General features: G+C 72.1%; 11 protein-coding genes. 10 read left to right on the top strand and 1 reads right to left on the bottom strand.

The annotated features are described in order from the left end of the window. Window positions 1-445: 445 nt before the first annotated feature. The gene (locus ACFYP3_RS31590; RefSeq protein WP_388840129.1) at window positions 446-1,162 is read right to left on the bottom strand and encodes an HNH endonuclease family protein; all 717 of its coding nucleotides are present in this window, start codon (window positions 1,160-1,162) and stop codon (window positions 446-448) included. A 621-nt stretch (window positions 1,163-1,783) separates the two neighbouring features. Here ACFYP3_RS31590 and ACFYP3_RS31585 point away from each other — a divergent pair. The 10 genes from ACFYP3_RS31585 (at window position 1,784) to ACFYP3_RS31540 (ending at window position 14,850) form a co-directional block, all read left to right on the top strand. Next, a complete protein-coding gene (locus ACFYP3_RS31585) occupies window positions 1,784-2,743 on the top strand; it encodes a conjugal transfer protein (protein ID WP_388840034.1) in 960 nt (319 codons plus the stop codon). Further along, window positions 2,740-3,060, top strand: a complete 321-nt coding sequence (locus ACFYP3_RS31580; RefSeq protein WP_388840032.1) for a hypothetical protein — start codon at window positions 2,740-2,742, stop codon at window positions 3,058-3,060. The genes ACFYP3_RS31585 and ACFYP3_RS31580 overlap by 4 nt, the downstream gene beginning before the upstream one ends. Beyond that, on the top strand, window positions 3,057-3,569 hold the full coding sequence (locus tag ACFYP3_RS31575; protein ID WP_388840029.1) for a hypothetical protein: 513 nt from the start codon (window positions 3,057-3,059) through the stop codon (window positions 3,567-3,569). Before ACFYP3_RS31580 ends, ACFYP3_RS31575 begins: the two co-directional genes overlap by 4 nt. Then, window positions 3,569-6,130, top strand: a complete 2,562-nt coding sequence (locus ACFYP3_RS31570; protein WP_388840026.1) for an ATP-binding protein — start codon at window positions 3,569-3,571, stop codon at window positions 6,128-6,130. Before ACFYP3_RS31575 ends, ACFYP3_RS31570 begins: the two co-directional genes overlap by 1 nt. Further along, entirely contained in the window at window positions 6,127-8,835 is a 2,709-nt protein-coding gene (locus tag ACFYP3_RS31565) for a hypothetical protein (protein WP_388840024.1), read from the top strand. Before ACFYP3_RS31570 ends, ACFYP3_RS31565 begins: the two co-directional genes overlap by 4 nt. Continuing rightward, a complete protein-coding gene (locus ACFYP3_RS31560; protein WP_388840021.1) occupies window positions 8,832-9,950 on the top strand; it encodes an NlpC/P60 family protein in 1,119 nt (372 codons plus the stop codon). The genes ACFYP3_RS31565 and ACFYP3_RS31560 overlap by 4 nt, the downstream gene beginning before the upstream one ends. Continuing rightward, window positions 9,947-10,525 carry a hypothetical protein gene (locus tag ACFYP3_RS31555; RefSeq protein WP_388840018.1) on the top strand — a complete coding sequence of 193 codons (579 nt, stop codon included), beginning with the start codon at window positions 9,947-9,949 and terminating at the stop codon, window positions 10,523-10,525. The genes ACFYP3_RS31560 and ACFYP3_RS31555 overlap by 4 nt, the downstream gene beginning before the upstream one ends. Next, on the top strand, window positions 10,510-13,089 hold the full coding sequence (locus tag ACFYP3_RS31550) for an ATP/GTP-binding protein (RefSeq protein WP_388840015.1): 2,580 nt from the start codon (window positions 10,510-10,512) through the stop codon (window positions 13,087-13,089). The genes ACFYP3_RS31555 and ACFYP3_RS31550 overlap by 16 nt, the downstream gene beginning before the upstream one ends. Next, window positions 13,086-13,997: a replication-relaxation family protein gene (locus tag ACFYP3_RS31545; protein WP_388840012.1), complete on the top strand. Its 912-nt coding sequence runs from the start codon at window positions 13,086-13,088 to the stop codon at window positions 13,995-13,997. Before ACFYP3_RS31550 ends, ACFYP3_RS31545 begins: the two co-directional genes overlap by 4 nt. Window positions 13,998-14,322: 325 nt before the next feature. Further along, window positions 14,323-14,850, top strand: a complete 528-nt coding sequence (locus tag ACFYP3_RS31540) for a hypothetical protein (RefSeq protein ID WP_388840009.1) — start codon at window positions 14,323-14,325, stop codon at window positions 14,848-14,850. Window positions 14,851-14,902: the final 52 nt, after the last annotated feature.

Here is a 14,902-nt window from a genome sequence, read left to right as displayed (position 1 = left end):
CCTCAGCCGCCCCCCCCAGGTTCCCCCTCAGCTTCCCCGTTAGCCTCGCCCACCACGGTGCGAGGAGATGACCCGGCCACGGTCCGCGACAGCCTCAAGAACATCGAGTCGCCCGTCGCCGTCCGCATGGTGGGCGCCAGCTGGCAACTAGACGTTGATGCCAGGCAGGGTGCAACGCCTGGGCTCCCACTCCGTGGCAACCAGGCGTTGACGCTTGGTCAAGCGCGCTCTTGTACCGCCGCCAGGAGGATTCATCGCGCCCCGCACTCTGTTGTCAGCGAACAGCTTTCCTTCGAGACCATGGCCGACCTCGGACCGGCTATTTTGCCCGTGAACGGGGCCCGTATCCGGGCGGCCCAAAGGGCCGTCCACGCCTCCTCGACAGCGCGCAGGGTCGTCAAGGCGGTGGGGCAGCCGCTCCCCCGTGGTGCGGCTGCCACCGGCCCTACGGGGCGGGCTCGTAGACGACGGTGGTCGTGGAGCAGTCCTCGGCGAGCCCGAGGAGGGCCTCTCGTTCGGCGTCGTCGACGGCCAGGTCCCAGCGGAGCTTGGTGCCCACCCAGGTCGCCGCGTAGGTGCAGTGGTAGGAGCCGTCGGACGGCAGCCACTCCGCCGGATCCTTGTCCGCCTTCGAGCGGTTGGAGGCGGCCGAGACCGCGATCAACGTGTCCGGGGACCCCTGGTCGTTCGCGTACGCCTCGCGCCGCGCCGCCGACCACGGCGTCCGCTCGGAGTCGTAGACTTCGGCCAGCGGTACGAAGTGGTCGACATCGAGGCGGGCCGCGTCCGTCACCACCACGTTGTCGTAGGCGGAGCGCCAGGAACCGCCTGTCAGCTTGCAGCCGGCCGCGACCTGCGGGGCCACGCCCGCCTCGGCCAGGATGACCTCCTTGCGGGTGTCGCAGCCGTCGCCGGCGTTCAGGCCCCGGTTCCAGTGCTTGTAGAGGTCCCGCTTGTAGCCGGCGCGGTGCTCCTCCTCGACCGACAGCTTGTCGATGGCCTCGAACAACGGCAGCGGCGCGCGAACCCCTGCGCCACCGGCCGTTCCGACCGGGGCCGGGGTGGCGGCCACTGCCGCGGCGCTGGTGTCGGCGGAGGCTGGGGGCGTGATGGCGAGGAGGGGCAGGGCGGCGAGGGCGAGCGCGGGCAGGCCACGCTGCATCAGGTTCTTGATCACGCTCCGCTTTCTAGCCGGGCCCTCCGCTCGTCCGAAAGAGGCCGGCGGGACAACTCACCCGGCTGGGCGGCCTTTGTCACCGAAGAAACGATCACGGTCGCGCAGTCGGCCGTCCGTTCGCGAGGCACGCCGGCGTGCCTGGAGGTCGGCGGTCCAGTCGGTGGTGGCTCGGTCGCCAGTGCAGGGCGGTGGTGACGTGTAGGCCGAGGAGCGGGGCGAGGACCGCGGGCGGCATGTCCTGGGCGAGTTGAATCAAGGCGGTCGTGCTTGGCGCCGGGGAGGTTCTCCTCCGCGTGCGCCACGATTCATTCGGCGCGCGGAAGCCTTCCGGCTGTACCGGGGGGCCGTCGTGAGGCTGTGACCTGCGGTGGGGAGGTCCTGGGGAGTCACCACCACGAGCTGGTTCCAGTCGTGATGCGGCGGGGGTTGTCCTGGTGAGCCGTCTGGTGAGGAAGCCGCCGTTTCGTGAGGGCAGAGCACAACACCTCACCTGGAAGGCACCCCATGGCTCCCCCATCTCCTCCTCGCAGTCGGCGCAGCCGTGTCGCCGATCGATCTCTGCTGCCGTCGCTGCGCAAGCTGCGCCCCGAGACCGTTCCGGTCCGCATGGCACCGCGCGGGCCCCGGTTGGTTCGCCTGGCGATGTGGGGTGTCCTGGGCGCCGGTCCTCTCGCCCTGGCCGCCACTCTCTACGCGCCGCCGACCGCCGTGGTGCAGGCCGCGCCCGCGCCGCACCCCGCCGAAGCCGGCACTCCGGCCGATCCCCGGGGTGCGGCGGAGCTGTTCGTCGACCTGTGGCTGCGCGCCGACGGGTCCGACGCCGACAACGGCATCGCGGCCGGAGTGCGGGCGCTGGCTCCCGAAGTGGACTTGCCCAGACGGCCCCGCTCCACCGACGCCCCGCCCGCGGCCGCAGCCGCGGGGCGGGTGGTCGCCGTCCGTACGGTGGTCGGGCCGGGTACGTGGACGGTGGTGGTCGCGGTCCTGCGGGACCAGACGGGACCGGCTCCCGCCGGCGGTCCGAACACGGTGGCGCCTCTCGTGCGGTATTACGCGGTGTCGGGGACCGGCGGCACGCAGGGCACGCCGGTCACGATCGGCGGTGCACCCGCCGAGGTCGCCGCCCCCGACGCGGCTGCGGTTCCCGCCGCGCAGCTCGCCCACCGGGTCCCGGCGGGCGGCGCGTTGGAGACGTCCCTGGGTGAGTTCGTGCGTGCCTACCTCGGCGGCGGGCAGGGCGGCGGACTGGAGCGGTACCTGTCGCCGGGGCTGCGGGTGTCCGCGCCGAAGACGGCGCCGTACGTGCGCATTGAGGTCACCGACGTCCTCGCCGACACCGAAGTCGCCACCGCTTCGGCGGTCCCCGTCGACGGGACGAGGGCGCGGGTGCGGATCCGGGTGAGTGGCGAGGACAAGCAGGGCGTCCGCTGGCCGCTGGTCTATCGGGCGGAGGTGACGGCCCGTGCCGGGCGGTGGGAGGTCAGCGCGCTGGAGTCCGGCATCACCGACGTCCCCTCAGGGAAGAGCTCCTCCTCCCCCGCGGTGGTCCCGGGTGGTGGGCGATGAACACCCTGAACTCCGTGGTGCTGGCCGGGCGGCTCGACGCGCTCGGCGATTCTCTGATCGGGACCCTGGCCGGCTGGGCCGACAGCGGGCTCAAGGCCGCGCTGACGCTGGTGGTCGTGGTCACCGTCGCGCGGAAGTTCTCCCTGAAGGCCGGAATCGGTGCGCTCATCGCGCTGGTGATCGCCCTCGGCCTCTACCAATCGCGTGAATCGCTCGCATCGATCTTCTCCGACGAGATCAACAACCCGGCCAAGAGCAGCGGCCAGGCCGTCGTGGTGAACACTGCGTACGCCGACACGGACGGCGGTGCGTCGTGAGCGGGCAGGGTGTTGCCCGGGTCTACACGAGCGCGCGACGGCACCCGTGGGTGCTGGGCAAGCTCGGCGACTGGACGGTGCCTTTCGGCCCGTACACGCCGGCGCAGCTGGTGGTGCTGGGTGGCGGGGCTTTCACCCTCATCAAGACGTTCGCGTTGTGGTCGTGGGCGGGTCCGGTCCCGGTGGTGGGGTGGATCGCGTCGGTGTGGGCGGTGCGCGGTGGGCAGATTTCCGGGCAGAACCCGTTCACGGCGTTGCTCGGTGTGCTGGTCCTGCTGGCCCGGCATCCGGCCGGGCGGGTGGGTGGCCGGATCGCCCGCGACCGGCGTCCCTCGCACCTGCGGTGCCGCTTCACCCTGGCGCCGGCCCTCGAGCCGCTCGTGGCCACGGCCGCCGGCACGGCATCCGCCGTCGCGCCCGCGGACCCTGTGCCGGCCGCGCCGGTTGTGGCGGCGGCCGGTTCGGGTCTGTCGCGGCTGCTGGCCGGTGCCCGACAGGGGGCGGTGTGATGCGACCGCCGTTTCGGCACATCCACGGCCAGCTGCTCTGGTCGACCGCTTCGCAGGTGTGGGGCCTGTGGCGGGTGACGCCCCTGCCCGGTGGCTACCAACCGGCCCGGGTCCACCAGGAGCTCCTCGGCCGGGTCACCTCCCTGGTCCGCTCGATGCCGGGGATGGAGCCGCGCCTGTTGGTCCTGGCGGCCCGTACCGACCCGGGCGAGGTCGCGGAGCGCATGGTCGCGGGCGTCGACTGGCAGCGTCTGCCCGCGTGGGCGCAGACCTGTGCGGCCGCGGTGGATCTGCTGACCGGCCAGGAGATGCACGAGCGGACCCTGTGGCTCGCTGTCCCCCTCGCGGCGAAGAAGTCCACCGCCGGTATCTCGCTCGGTGCCCTGTACGCGGAGCTGTCGGCGGCGCTGGATCTGCCGCCGGTAGCGGTGTCGGAGGCGGAGGTGCGGGCCGCGGTGGAGGAGGCCGGGCGCGTGCAGGCTTCGTTGGGCGGGGGGCTCGGCCTGCGCCCTGCGTCGCCGGCGGAGATCGTGTGGATGCTGCAGCACGCCGTCCACCGCGGCCTGGCCGAGGAGCCGCTGCTGGGCGATGCCGAGCACAGCCCCTTGTTCGGCAGCCGGGTCCGCGACGGACAGCTGTCCTCCCCCTCCTACGCAGACCTCGGCAACATCCGTCTCACCGAAGGCGGCCGCAACCACGCCGGGTTCACGAAGGCGGACAGGACGCCGTGGTGGCGCTCCGGTACGTCCTCGCCCATGGGCCGCAAGTGGCTGCAGGTCGAGTCTGACGCCGGCACCGGCTACCAGGCGCACCTGGTGCTCGCCGAGCTTCCGCCGGCGGTGGCGGTGCAGAGCGCGGACGTCCTGGCGCAGCTGGAGGGGCTGCCGTTCCCTGTCGACGTCGCGGTGGACCTGCGCGTGGTCCCGGCGAAGAAGGCGCGGGAGCAGGTACAGCGCAAGAAGCGTGAACTGCTGGACCAGGCCGAGCAGTACGGGGCGCAGCCCACGGGGATGCCGCACTCGCTGCCGGAGGCCGCCGGGGACCTCGCCGAGCAGGACGCGCGGATGGCGCGTACCTCGGTCGAGGTGGAGGTGCAGTCCGTCACGGTCCTGAGCGTGTGGGGCCCGGACGCGGCGACGTGTGATGCGCGGGCGCGTGAGCTGTCCGCGGCCCTGTCGGGCGGTGACTACCGGGTCGAGCGCCCCTACGGGATGCAGGAGGAACTCTTCGCCCTGGGGCTGCCCGGCACTGTTCGGGCCCCGAAGCTGGGCCAGTTCACCCAGCACCAGCTGTCGCAGGACTGGGCAGCCAGTGGGGCGCTGACCCTGTCGCGCGTGGGCGATCCGGCCGGGATGCTGATCGGGCACGACCTGGACAGCGGCACCATCCGCCCGGTTCTGCTCAACCCGGCCGACGCCCCTCAGATCAACGCGTCCGCGTCCAGCGCCGTGATCGGTGACCTGGGCAGCGGCAAGAGCGTGCTGGAGAAGCTGGTCACCTCCGCGGTCGTGGACCGGGGCGGGCGGGCGATCGTGATCGACCGGACCCCGATCCGCGAGTGGGCGAGCTTCGCCCGGGCCGCGGTGGGCGAGCGCTGCCAGATCATCGACGCCGCCCAGGCCCGGATCTCCATCGACCCGCTGCGGGTGTTCGGCGGGCCGATCGGGGCCCACTACGCCCTCTCCTATCTGACCCTCCAGCTGGGGGTCGGGGCGATGACCGCGGCCGGCGCGGTCCTGCACCACGCGGTGGAGGAGGTGTCCGGCGGGCCGGAGCCGTCCATGAGCAAGGTCCTGGACGTCCTGACCGCGCTGGCCGCGACCGGCAGCGGCACCGGCCGTGCGGACGCGGCGGCGACCATGGCCGACCTGCTGCGGATCGTCGCAGGCAACCCCCTCGCGGCGATGGTCTTCGATCCCGGCCTGCCTGCGGTCAGCCTGGACGGCGACATGGGCGCCGACATGGTGGTGGTCACCACCACAGGCCTCACCCTCCCCCCGCGGGAGGCGTTCGCCGACGTCGAGGTCCTGCGCCAGCAGCCGCTGGAGGCCCTGATCGGACGCGCCGTGCTGTATCTGATCGCGGCCATCGCCCGGCAGGCCGCGTTCACCGACCCGGGCCAGTTCTGCCTGGTCGAGCTGGACGAGTGCTACTGGCTCACCTCCTCCGCGGAAGGCGCGGCCCTGGTCCACGAGATCCTCCACGACGGCCGCAAGCATGGCGCCGGTGTGTTCCTCGGCGCCCACGACGAGAGCGAGCTGGGCAAGGATGCCGGGCTGATCGCCTACCGGTTCCTGGCCCGCACCGCCGACAGCGCCCGCGCGGCCCGGGGCCTGCGCTTCCTCGGCCTGGACGACGAGGACGAGGACCTGCTCCGACTGGTGACCACCGGGCTCTCCCCCGTCGGGCAGGGTGGCCGGGAAGGCGAGATGCTGCTGCGCGACCCCCGGATGCAGGTCGGCCGGATCAAGGTCGTCGTCCCGCCCGTCGCCCGCCTGAAGGAGACCATCTTCACCACCCCGGGCCGCTCCCGGACACCGGCCCAGGGGAGCGTCCGGTGATGCGCGTACGAGGCCGGTTCGATGACGGCACCCTGCGGGCCGCGGGATTCGTGGCGCTGCTGACCGTCGTCTTCCTGGTGACCACCACCGCGGTGGCCGCGGCGGCCGACGGGTCCGGGACGGGCGGTGGCCTGCTGGGGCCGCTGGACATCCTCACCCGCGAGGGCGTACCGCTCAGCGGCTACCAGCTGGAGAGCGGCGTCGCCTCCCAGACCGTCGGGGAACGCGTCGAGGACGTCGTCGTGGGCGACAAGGTTCCGTTCGACGTCATCGGCGAGACCCAGCGTCTCCTGCTGAATGGTCTGTTCACCCTGGTACGTCTGCTGGTGGGCCTGTGCTGCTGGCTGATCGGATTCGTCTTCGACTTCCCGCTGCTGCGTCTGCTGACCGATCCCGCGCAGCGCCTCGCCGACGCCTATCAGCGGCACGTCGTGGACGCCCTCGGTCTCGAAGGGCTGCTGCTGGCGTGGGCGTTCGTCTTCGGGCTGATCCTGTTCGTGCGGGGCAAGGCCGGCAAGGGGCTGGGGGAAATCGTCCTGACCCTGGTCATCGCCGCGCTGGCCGCCAGTGCGTTCGTACGGCCGGACTACCTGCTGGGCAAGGACGGGCCGGTGCAGCAGACCCACCAGGCCGCCATCGAGGTCGCTTCCATCACCACCGCCTCCTACTTCGACACCCCTGCCCGCGGCGGCCGCCCCTGCGACAGCGCTGTCGGCCCCGCCCACGACGCGTGCGTGGCCGAGCAGGCCGACGCCAAGACCGTCACCCACCCGATCCAGGCAGCACTCACCGACGCCCTGGTCGTCAAGCCCTACATGCTCCTGCAGTACGGGCGGCTCCTGGACCCGAAGAAGGACGGGCAGAAGGCCGCGTACGAGGCGCACTTGAAATGGGTCGCGGGCAACGCGGATGCGCCGGCCGCAGCAGAAGAGGAAGCAGGTAGCCCGTGCTCTCTGTTGGACGGCCCGTCGAAGACGTACTGCGAGGACGGGCTGAAACGGAAGCAGGACGACAACTGCAACAGACTCGTCGGTAGCGCGAAGGACCACTGCAAGGACGCGGCCAAGGAGAAGAAAAACAACCCGTGCCGCAAGATCAAGGGTCCCGCGAGGCCCTACTGCGAACGCGGTGGCCCGGTGGGCGCCTTTTCCGAACTGATCAAAGACCTGCAGGACGCGGGATCTGTGGGCAAGTCCTGCGCTGAGTACGCGGAGAAGCCCTCATGGGACCGGGTGTGGTCGGTCCTGGCCCTGCTGGTGGCTGTGGTCGTCGTGGCGCTGATGGTCGTCTCGATGTCGGTGGTGATGCTCGGCGCCCAGGGCGCGGATGCGGCCGCCGCGGCCGGCGGTCCCCTCGCGTGGGTGTGGGCGATGCTGCCCGGCCCCTCCCGGATGCTGCTCTGGCGATGGCTGGGTATCTTCGTCGTCTCCGCGTTGGTATCGTTCATGGCCGCGATGGCGCTGCCCCTGTTCGGGATCGCGGTGGACGCGATCCTCGCCGACAGCGGCCCGGATCAGATGATGGAACGCCTGCTCCTCGTCGACGCCCTCGCGCTCGCGTTCCTGGTGCTGCACCGGCGGATCCTGCGGGCGACGGCCGGATTCGGGCAGCGCATGGCGACCCGCATGCGCTACGCGAAGGTCGGCGGCAGCCACCTGCCCGGCGACAACTCCGAACTCGGGGCCGCCCTCGCCATGCACGGATCCGCCTCGGGCGGCGGATCCGGTGGACCGGGCGGCGGAACTTCCGTGACGTACGGGGCGTTCGGGGCCCGGCTGCGGTCCCTGGGCAGCCTCGCCGCGCTCTCCGACGGTGCGGGCATGCCGATGAACCCCGGCCGGCTCCTCGGCGATGCCGCCGCCGAGGGACGACGCGGAATCGCACCGCTGGCCATCGCGCTGCGCGCCGCGCACACCGCTCTCATCGGGCCGCCGCCCGGCCGGCATCCGGCCGCGGCCCGGCTGCACGCGGTCGCGAACGGCCCGACCGCGGTCCGGCCGGGTGGCGGGAAGAGAGTGGTGGACAAGTCGACGGGCGAGATCCTGCACGACCCGGAAACCGACCGGCCCCTGCTGGGATCCCGCATCCATGCCCGGGCCGGCCGGCTGCGCGGCTACCGCATCGCATCCCGTGCCGCACGCCTGACCTACGGCGCGACCCTGGGACTGCCCCGCAACCTGTCGGCCGCGCGAACGGCGGCCTCGGAGTTCACGACCGACGCCCGCACACAGCTGCGGGTCGCCTCCCGAACCGTCCGCCAGGACGGGGCCCGCTGGATGCGGCCCGTCGACCACGCCGGGCAGGCCCTGGCAACCGCCTGGCAGGTCCACGACCCGGTCGGCGCCGTACGGCGCACCGCCCTCGCGGCCGCCATGCAGGCGCCATCGCTGAGCCGCACCCCGGCCAGTCGCACGAACACCACCCACAGCCGCCGGCCCACCACCGTGGCCACCCCTCCCACTCCCCCCACCCCGCCTGCCTCATCCATCCCTCCCGCCCCGGCGGGAGGCGGCACCGGCCCGAGCCGCAGCCGTCTCGCCCCAGACCATGCGCAAGCCCCGGAAGCCCGGCCCCAAGGCGCCGACCAGGCGTCGATCGAGGCGCAGGAACGCGCCGATGCCGCCGCGAACGCGGCCCGGCTGCGCGCGGTCTTCGAGGCGCGCGCGGCCGCCGCCCGCCAACGCCGTGAGGAAGGAGACCGGTGAAACGGTGGAAGAAGATGGGCTGCCTCACGCTGCTGCTCCTGGCCGCCGCGGTGTGCTGCACCGGGCCCGTCCTGCTGGCAGCAGCCCGCAGCCACACCGCCCCCAACCCAGGTGCCGGTGTCGACGCGGCAGCCGCCGGGATCCCCCCGCGCATGCTGGGCGCCTACCTCACCGGCGCATCCCAGATCGGCGCCCACGTCCCCACCTGCCAGGGGATGCGCTGGCAGATCCTCGCCGGGATCGCCCGAGTGGAGTCCGATCACGCCTCCGACCGCACCGTCAGCGCAGCCGGCGACATCACCCCGCCCATCACCGGCCCCCGCCTGGACGGTTCCGGGGCCGGTGGCAACACCACCGCCCTCCGCGACACCGACAACGGCCAGTGGGACGGCGACAGCGCATACGAACGGGCCGTCGGCCCCTTCCAGTTCCTCCCCGAGACGTTCCGCGCCTACGGCAAGGACGGCAACCGCGACGGCGTCACCGACCCGCACAACGCCGACGACGCCGCCGCGTCCGCGGCGGTCTACCTGTGCGGGAAGGGCCGCGACCTCACCGACCGCGAGGAACTCCGCGCGGCGATCCACACCTACAACCGCTCGTGGGCGTACGTCGACGACGTCCTCTCGGGGATCGACCGTTACGACGCCCTCGGCGCCGATCCGCAGATCCCCTCCGGGAACGTCGGGGCCGTCATCCAGGCCGCGCTCGCCCAGCAGGGCACCCCCTACTCATGGGGCGGCGGGAACGCCCAAGGCCGCTCCACCGGGATCTGCTGCTCCCCCGGCGGGCAGGACGGCCGCACCGTGAACGGCTTCGACTGCTCGGGCCTGACCCTCTACGCGTACGCCCAAGCCGGGATCGAACTGCCGCGCACCGCCGCCGCGCAGGCCGGCGCGGGCCGCCGCATCCCTGCCTCGGCGGGCATCGGCGCGCTGCTGCCGGGCGATCTCGTCTTCTACGGCTACAGCCCCACCCACGACTCCACCATCCACCACGTCGGCCTCTACCTGGGAGACGGCCAGATGATCAACGCGCCCCGGCCCGGGAAGCCGGTCCGGATCGACCCGATCACGGCCCTGCCCGACTACGCGGGAGGGGCACGGCTGCTGTGAACACCACACCCAGGTGGACCGGCGGCCGCCTCCTGGCCGCGTCCGTACTCCTCGCCAGCACCGGAATCTGGATGTTGTCGACCGCTCTCACCCCCACCACCATCGAGCAGACCCGCGGCCCACAGGGCTTCGTCGCGCCCACGGACCGTCCCGGGCCCACAACCGCGGCCCCGACTCGGCCCGCGGCGGCCGGTGCGAGCGCCTCGGACGTGAGCCCCCGAGCCGTGACCACCACGGACTCCCCACGGCCGGCGAGCGAACTCCCGCCACCCGGTTCGGGCCCGGCAGCCGACCCGCTCATCCAGCGGGCCCTCGACCGGGCCGGGCCGCCCGACCTGCCGCCCGCCGACGAGCAGCACCTGGTGACGGCCGGACGTGCCGCGTGGCTGGCCGAGACCGTCCGGTACACGCGGGTGCGCATCCAGGCCGCGACCGCCCGCCGCGCGCCCGAGCGGGACGGCGCGGTGGTGCGTCTGGTGTGGGCCGGCGCGGACCCGGCCGGGACCTACCTGGACGGTCGCACCGCGGCCCTCCACTACGTCCGCGACGGAGAAGGATCATGGACGCTGACGTGACGACGGCCGGAGCGCTCGGCACCGCCGCAAGCATCATCGACGCGCTCGGCGAGCTCGCCGGGTGGGTCGCTGCCAGCGTCTGGTGGCTGGCGCTCGTCCTCGGCGCACTCGTGATCGGGTGGGAGGCGCTGCAACGCCGCCTGGCCACACGGGCACTGGCCGAGCGGGCCCACGTGGAACTGGTGCCCAGTGCCACGTTCGAGCCGAGCCCCGAGCAGATCTGGCGGCAGGGCATGCTCCTGATCCGAGCCGCCGGCTCCGGCCCGTGGTGGGTCCCTCGCCGGGCCCGCACGGCACGGCTGCGACTGCGTGCCGACGGAACCCGGCCCCTGACCTACCGCATCGAGGCGCCCGCCAGCGCGCACGCGCTGCTCACCACCACCCCCTACGGCGCCCGCGTCCAGGCCACACCCGTCAACCCGATCACCGACAAGCACCGCACACACGTCGTACGGGCCGTCCTGACCCTGAGCGGCAAGCCAGGGTCCCGGCTGCGGGACGTCCCGCTGGAGCCCGACCCGCTCCAGCCTCTGATCGACGCCGTGGCCGGCCTGCGCGCCGAAGTCGGGGACCTGGCCGAGGTGTGCGTCGACCTGTCGCCCGCTTCACGCTGGCACCTCGCCGTCCGGCGCGCGCAGGGGATGCGTTTGGCTCGGGAGGAGGCCCGGCGTGAGGCGCAGCGCGAGGCACGGTGGCTCACCCATGACTCGACCGACCCGGTGCCCGTGGCGTTGGGCAGACTGCTGGACCCGGCGCAGTGGCGGGGTGCACCCCGTCCGCAGTCGGTGAGGTCGCCGCGGCCGCGACGGGTCGATCGGGAAGGCGCGCTGGGCAAACTCGCCGAAGAGGCCGGGCTGGTCCGGGTGCAGATCCTGGTGCGCTGCGCCTCCGACAAGGCCGACCGTGCGCAGGCCCGGCTCGCACGCATCAACGCGGCCATGGACGTGTACGCGGGACCTTCGCGTCTGTCCTCGCAGGGCTGGTCGTTGGGGCCGGTGCGGATCGGGCCGGATTGGTGGCCGTGGCGGCCGCGGTTCGACGAGCGGTGGCAGCAGGCGCTGATGCGACCGGCCAGTGGCGGCTGGGCGCATCTGGAGGAGATCGCCGGACTCCTCAAGCCGCCGACCGCGTTGGCGGACCTGCCGCTGCTGGAGAGCGAGATGCCGACCTACCAGGCGGGCAAGAATTTGGTGCCGCAGGGCTGGTACCGGGGTCCGGACGGGCGGGAGCGGCTGCTGGCCACCCACGAGGACGACACCCTCTTCGAGGTCCAGTCCGGCAAGGCCGGGTGGGGCAAGACGATGCGCGCCCAGGTCCAGGCCGTCGCCAGCGCCCACAACGGACGCGGCCTGGCCTTCGTCGACCCGCACGGCGACTCCCTCACCGACGTCGCCCGCTACCTGGCCCACGACGACATCATGGGACGGATCGCCGTGTTCGACCTCACCGTGCGCGACGACAGCGCTCTGCTGGCCTGCTGGAATCTGCTCGACATGTCCGGCCGGCCCCGCCCCTACGAGGTGTCCGCCGCCGTGGTGGACGCGATCGCCGCGGCACTGGGGTGGGACGACGCGAGCGCACCACGGGCCCTGACGATCCTGGCCAAGGCCGTGGAGGCCCTGGTCGCCGTGAACTCCCTCGCCGTCGCCGCCGGCGTACCCGGGCAGCAGGCCACCGTCTTCCAGATCCGGCCGCTCCTGACCGACCCCACCTTCCGGTTCCTGGTCGTCGGCGCGCTCGATCCGCAAGCACGGAGGTGGTGGACCGGCGCCTTCCCCGACCTGCCGAAGGACGGTCTGGCCACCGTCCTGAACCCGCTGGAGCGGCTCGGGGCCAACCCCGTGATCCGGGCCTTCCTCGGGTGCCCGGTCAGCGGCTACGACATCCGCCGCGCCATGGACGAGAGCCAGGTGGTGTGGATCTGCCCGCCCGGCACCGGACCAACCGACCGCCTGCTGATCTCCCTACTCGTCCGCGACTTCCTGCGCGCCGGCCTGTCCCGCCGCGATGTGCCCGAGGGCGACCGGCACCCGTTCCGCTTCTACCTGGACGAAATGATCTCCCTGGACGGCGGCGCCACCACCGTCCTGGCCGAGATCACCGAACAGCTCCGCAAGTTCGGCGGGCGCCTGCACGGTATGACCCAGCTCCTACACCGGCTCAGCCCCACCACCCGCGCCGCGCTCCTGCAGAACGCCTCCTGCCTGTCGACCACCGCCGGCTCGGTCGAGGCGATCACGCCGGTGACCACCCAGTGGGCGAGCAGCGTCACCCCCCAGGACGCGGCCGGGCTGGAGCGGTGGTGGCACTACGCCTCCTTCACCGTCGCCGGCAAGCGCCTCGGCCCCCTGCAGATCCGCGGACCCGAACTCGAAGAGGTCTTCGGCCCCCTCGCGAAACCGTCCCGCACCAAGGCTCTGCTCCGGGCCGCGCACGCCAACACCGGAGCCCGTCCTCTGTCCGAGCAGAGCGCCCTCGCCGTAGGCCAAGAGGAGCAGGTACGCGAGTTCCTCACCGGCCTGACCCCGCCCATCGACAACCAGAACCAGGAGCACTACGCGTGACCGTCCCCGCCTCCATCCAGCCCCACACCACCGACACCTACGCCCACCAGGCGCTCGCCCTGATCGCCCAGCACCGGCTGCTGACCAGCACCCAGCTCCACCAGATGCTCATGCCCCACACCCCGCCCCGGAAGATCCACAACGTCCTCGCCCCGCTGCGCGCGGAAGGACTCCTCGCGCACACTTCACTGGGTGTCCGAAGCGGCCTCAAGGCCCACTTCCTGACCAGCGCCGGAGCACAGGCCGTGACCGACTGGCCCGAACTCCGCGGCCGGACAGCCACCGTCATCGCCAGTCCCCGCGTAGCCGTCATGCGGGCGGCCCACACCCTCACCGGTGTTCGAGCCCACCTGACGTTCCTCAACGACGCCCGCGAACGGGGCGACGAGTACCAGGCGTTGGACTGGATGCCCGAGGTCACCCACCGGCTGCCCGACACCGGCGGGCAGGACCGGCTCATCGCCGACGCCGTCCTCCACTACACCGCAGTCCAGCCCCGCCGACTGCAGTACCGGGCGTTCGTGGAGATCGACCGCACGACCATGAGCAGCGAGCGCCTCGCGCGCAAGCTCATCACCTACGCCCGCTTCCACGACTACATCCCCCAGCCCGCCGGGCGCCGCGGGACCGTCGCCGACCAAGGCGCAGCCCTGTTCGCGTGGCAGCGCTTTTACCCCCGCTTCCCCCGCCTCCTGTTCGTCCTTACCGGCGCCCCCCGCGCCACACTCACGGCCCGCATCGAGGACCTGCGGCGCATGACCGCCGACCACGACCTGGTCAGCCGCCTCGCCGCCCACGTCCCGCTCGGCGCCGCCGTCCTCGAAGACCTCGAAGAATCCGGCCCGTCCAGCCAGGTGTGGACGCCCCTGGCCAGCACCGCCGAGCGCCGCGGCTGGATGCATCTATGAGCCAGGTGAACGGCCTCCACCCAGTCATCACATACGCAAAGAACAGGCCATGTGGCCGGATTCCGGCAGCCCTGCCGCTCCGATACCCGCGTCCACTCCCACCAGCCGAGATACCACCTGTCGGCGAATCGGCATATATCACAGCGGCATTGAGGCCAAAGTAGCACGAATGGAACCTGCGCCTCATGAACCCCATAGGCCTACCTGTCGTTTGCGTCATAGGGTGCGCTACACCAACAGATCGCGACGCAGCAAACACGTTGCGACAGCGATGACGGGGCCCGCTGTCCATCCAACCTGCACGGTGACTTTGGGGGGTTTCCACGTGACAACAGCACGCCAGCACCACACCCGCACTACACGGTTCCGCACGCTCCTCACCGCCGCCACGATCGCGACAACCGTTGCGGCTGTCACCACCGGCTGCACGAAGGAGAACAAGGCCTCGCCTCCGCCCAGCCCAGCCGTGTCCCCCACCCCCTCGGCCGACCCACAAGCCGCAGAGAAGGACGCGCTGCTCGGCGTCTACCGTGCCTTCTGGGAGGCGCAGCGCAAGGTGTACGCGAGCGGTTCGACGAAGGACACCGGCATCGAGAAGGTGGCTGGAGACAAGGCCTACTCCAAGATCCAGACGACTCGGGCCTACTACGTGGACAACGGATCGATCATGAAAGGGGAGCCCGTACTCTCCCCCACGGTCACCGCTCTGGACATGACGAAGACACCCGCAGCTGGAACCATCACCGACTGCGTCGACACCACCGCGTACATCCAGGTGAACAAGGAATCGGGTCGGCCGGTCGAGACGCTTACTGAGGATTTCGGGTTGTCGTCGGGTAGTGACGGTTCATGATCCCTGCGGTATGCCGTTGGTATGCGTTATCCGGAGGGTGGGGGCCTGACCG

The organism is Streptomyces sp. NPDC005533 (assembly GCF_042871845.1).
GTDB lineage: Bacteria > Actinomycetota > Actinomycetes > Streptomycetales > Streptomycetaceae > Streptomyces.
Note: the sequence above shows the minus strand (reverse complement) of the source record. Positions and strands in the feature narration are given on the sequence as shown.

Excerpts from the sequence above, each read along its gene's own strand:
- ACFYP3_RS31585 (WP_388840034.1), top strand. The coding sequence starts at position 1,784 with ATGGCACCGCGCGGGCCCCGGTTGGTTCGCCTGGCGATGTGGGGTGTC.
- ACFYP3_RS31570 (WP_388840026.1), top strand. The coding sequence starts at position 3,569 with ATGCGACCGCCGTTTCGGCACATCCACGGCCAGCTGCTCTGGTCGACC.
- ACFYP3_RS31580 (WP_388840032.1), top strand. The coding sequence starts at position 2,740 with ATGAACACCCTGAACTCCGTGGTGCTGGCCGGGCGGCTCGACGCGCTC.
- ACFYP3_RS31550 (WP_388840015.1), top strand. The coding sequence starts at position 10,510 with ATGGACGCTGACGTGACGACGGCCGGAGCGCTCGGCACCGCCGCAAGC.
- ACFYP3_RS31590 (WP_388840129.1), bottom strand. The coding sequence starts at position 1,162 with ATGCAGCGTGGCCTGCCCGCGCTCGCCCTCGCCGCCCTGCCCCTCCTC.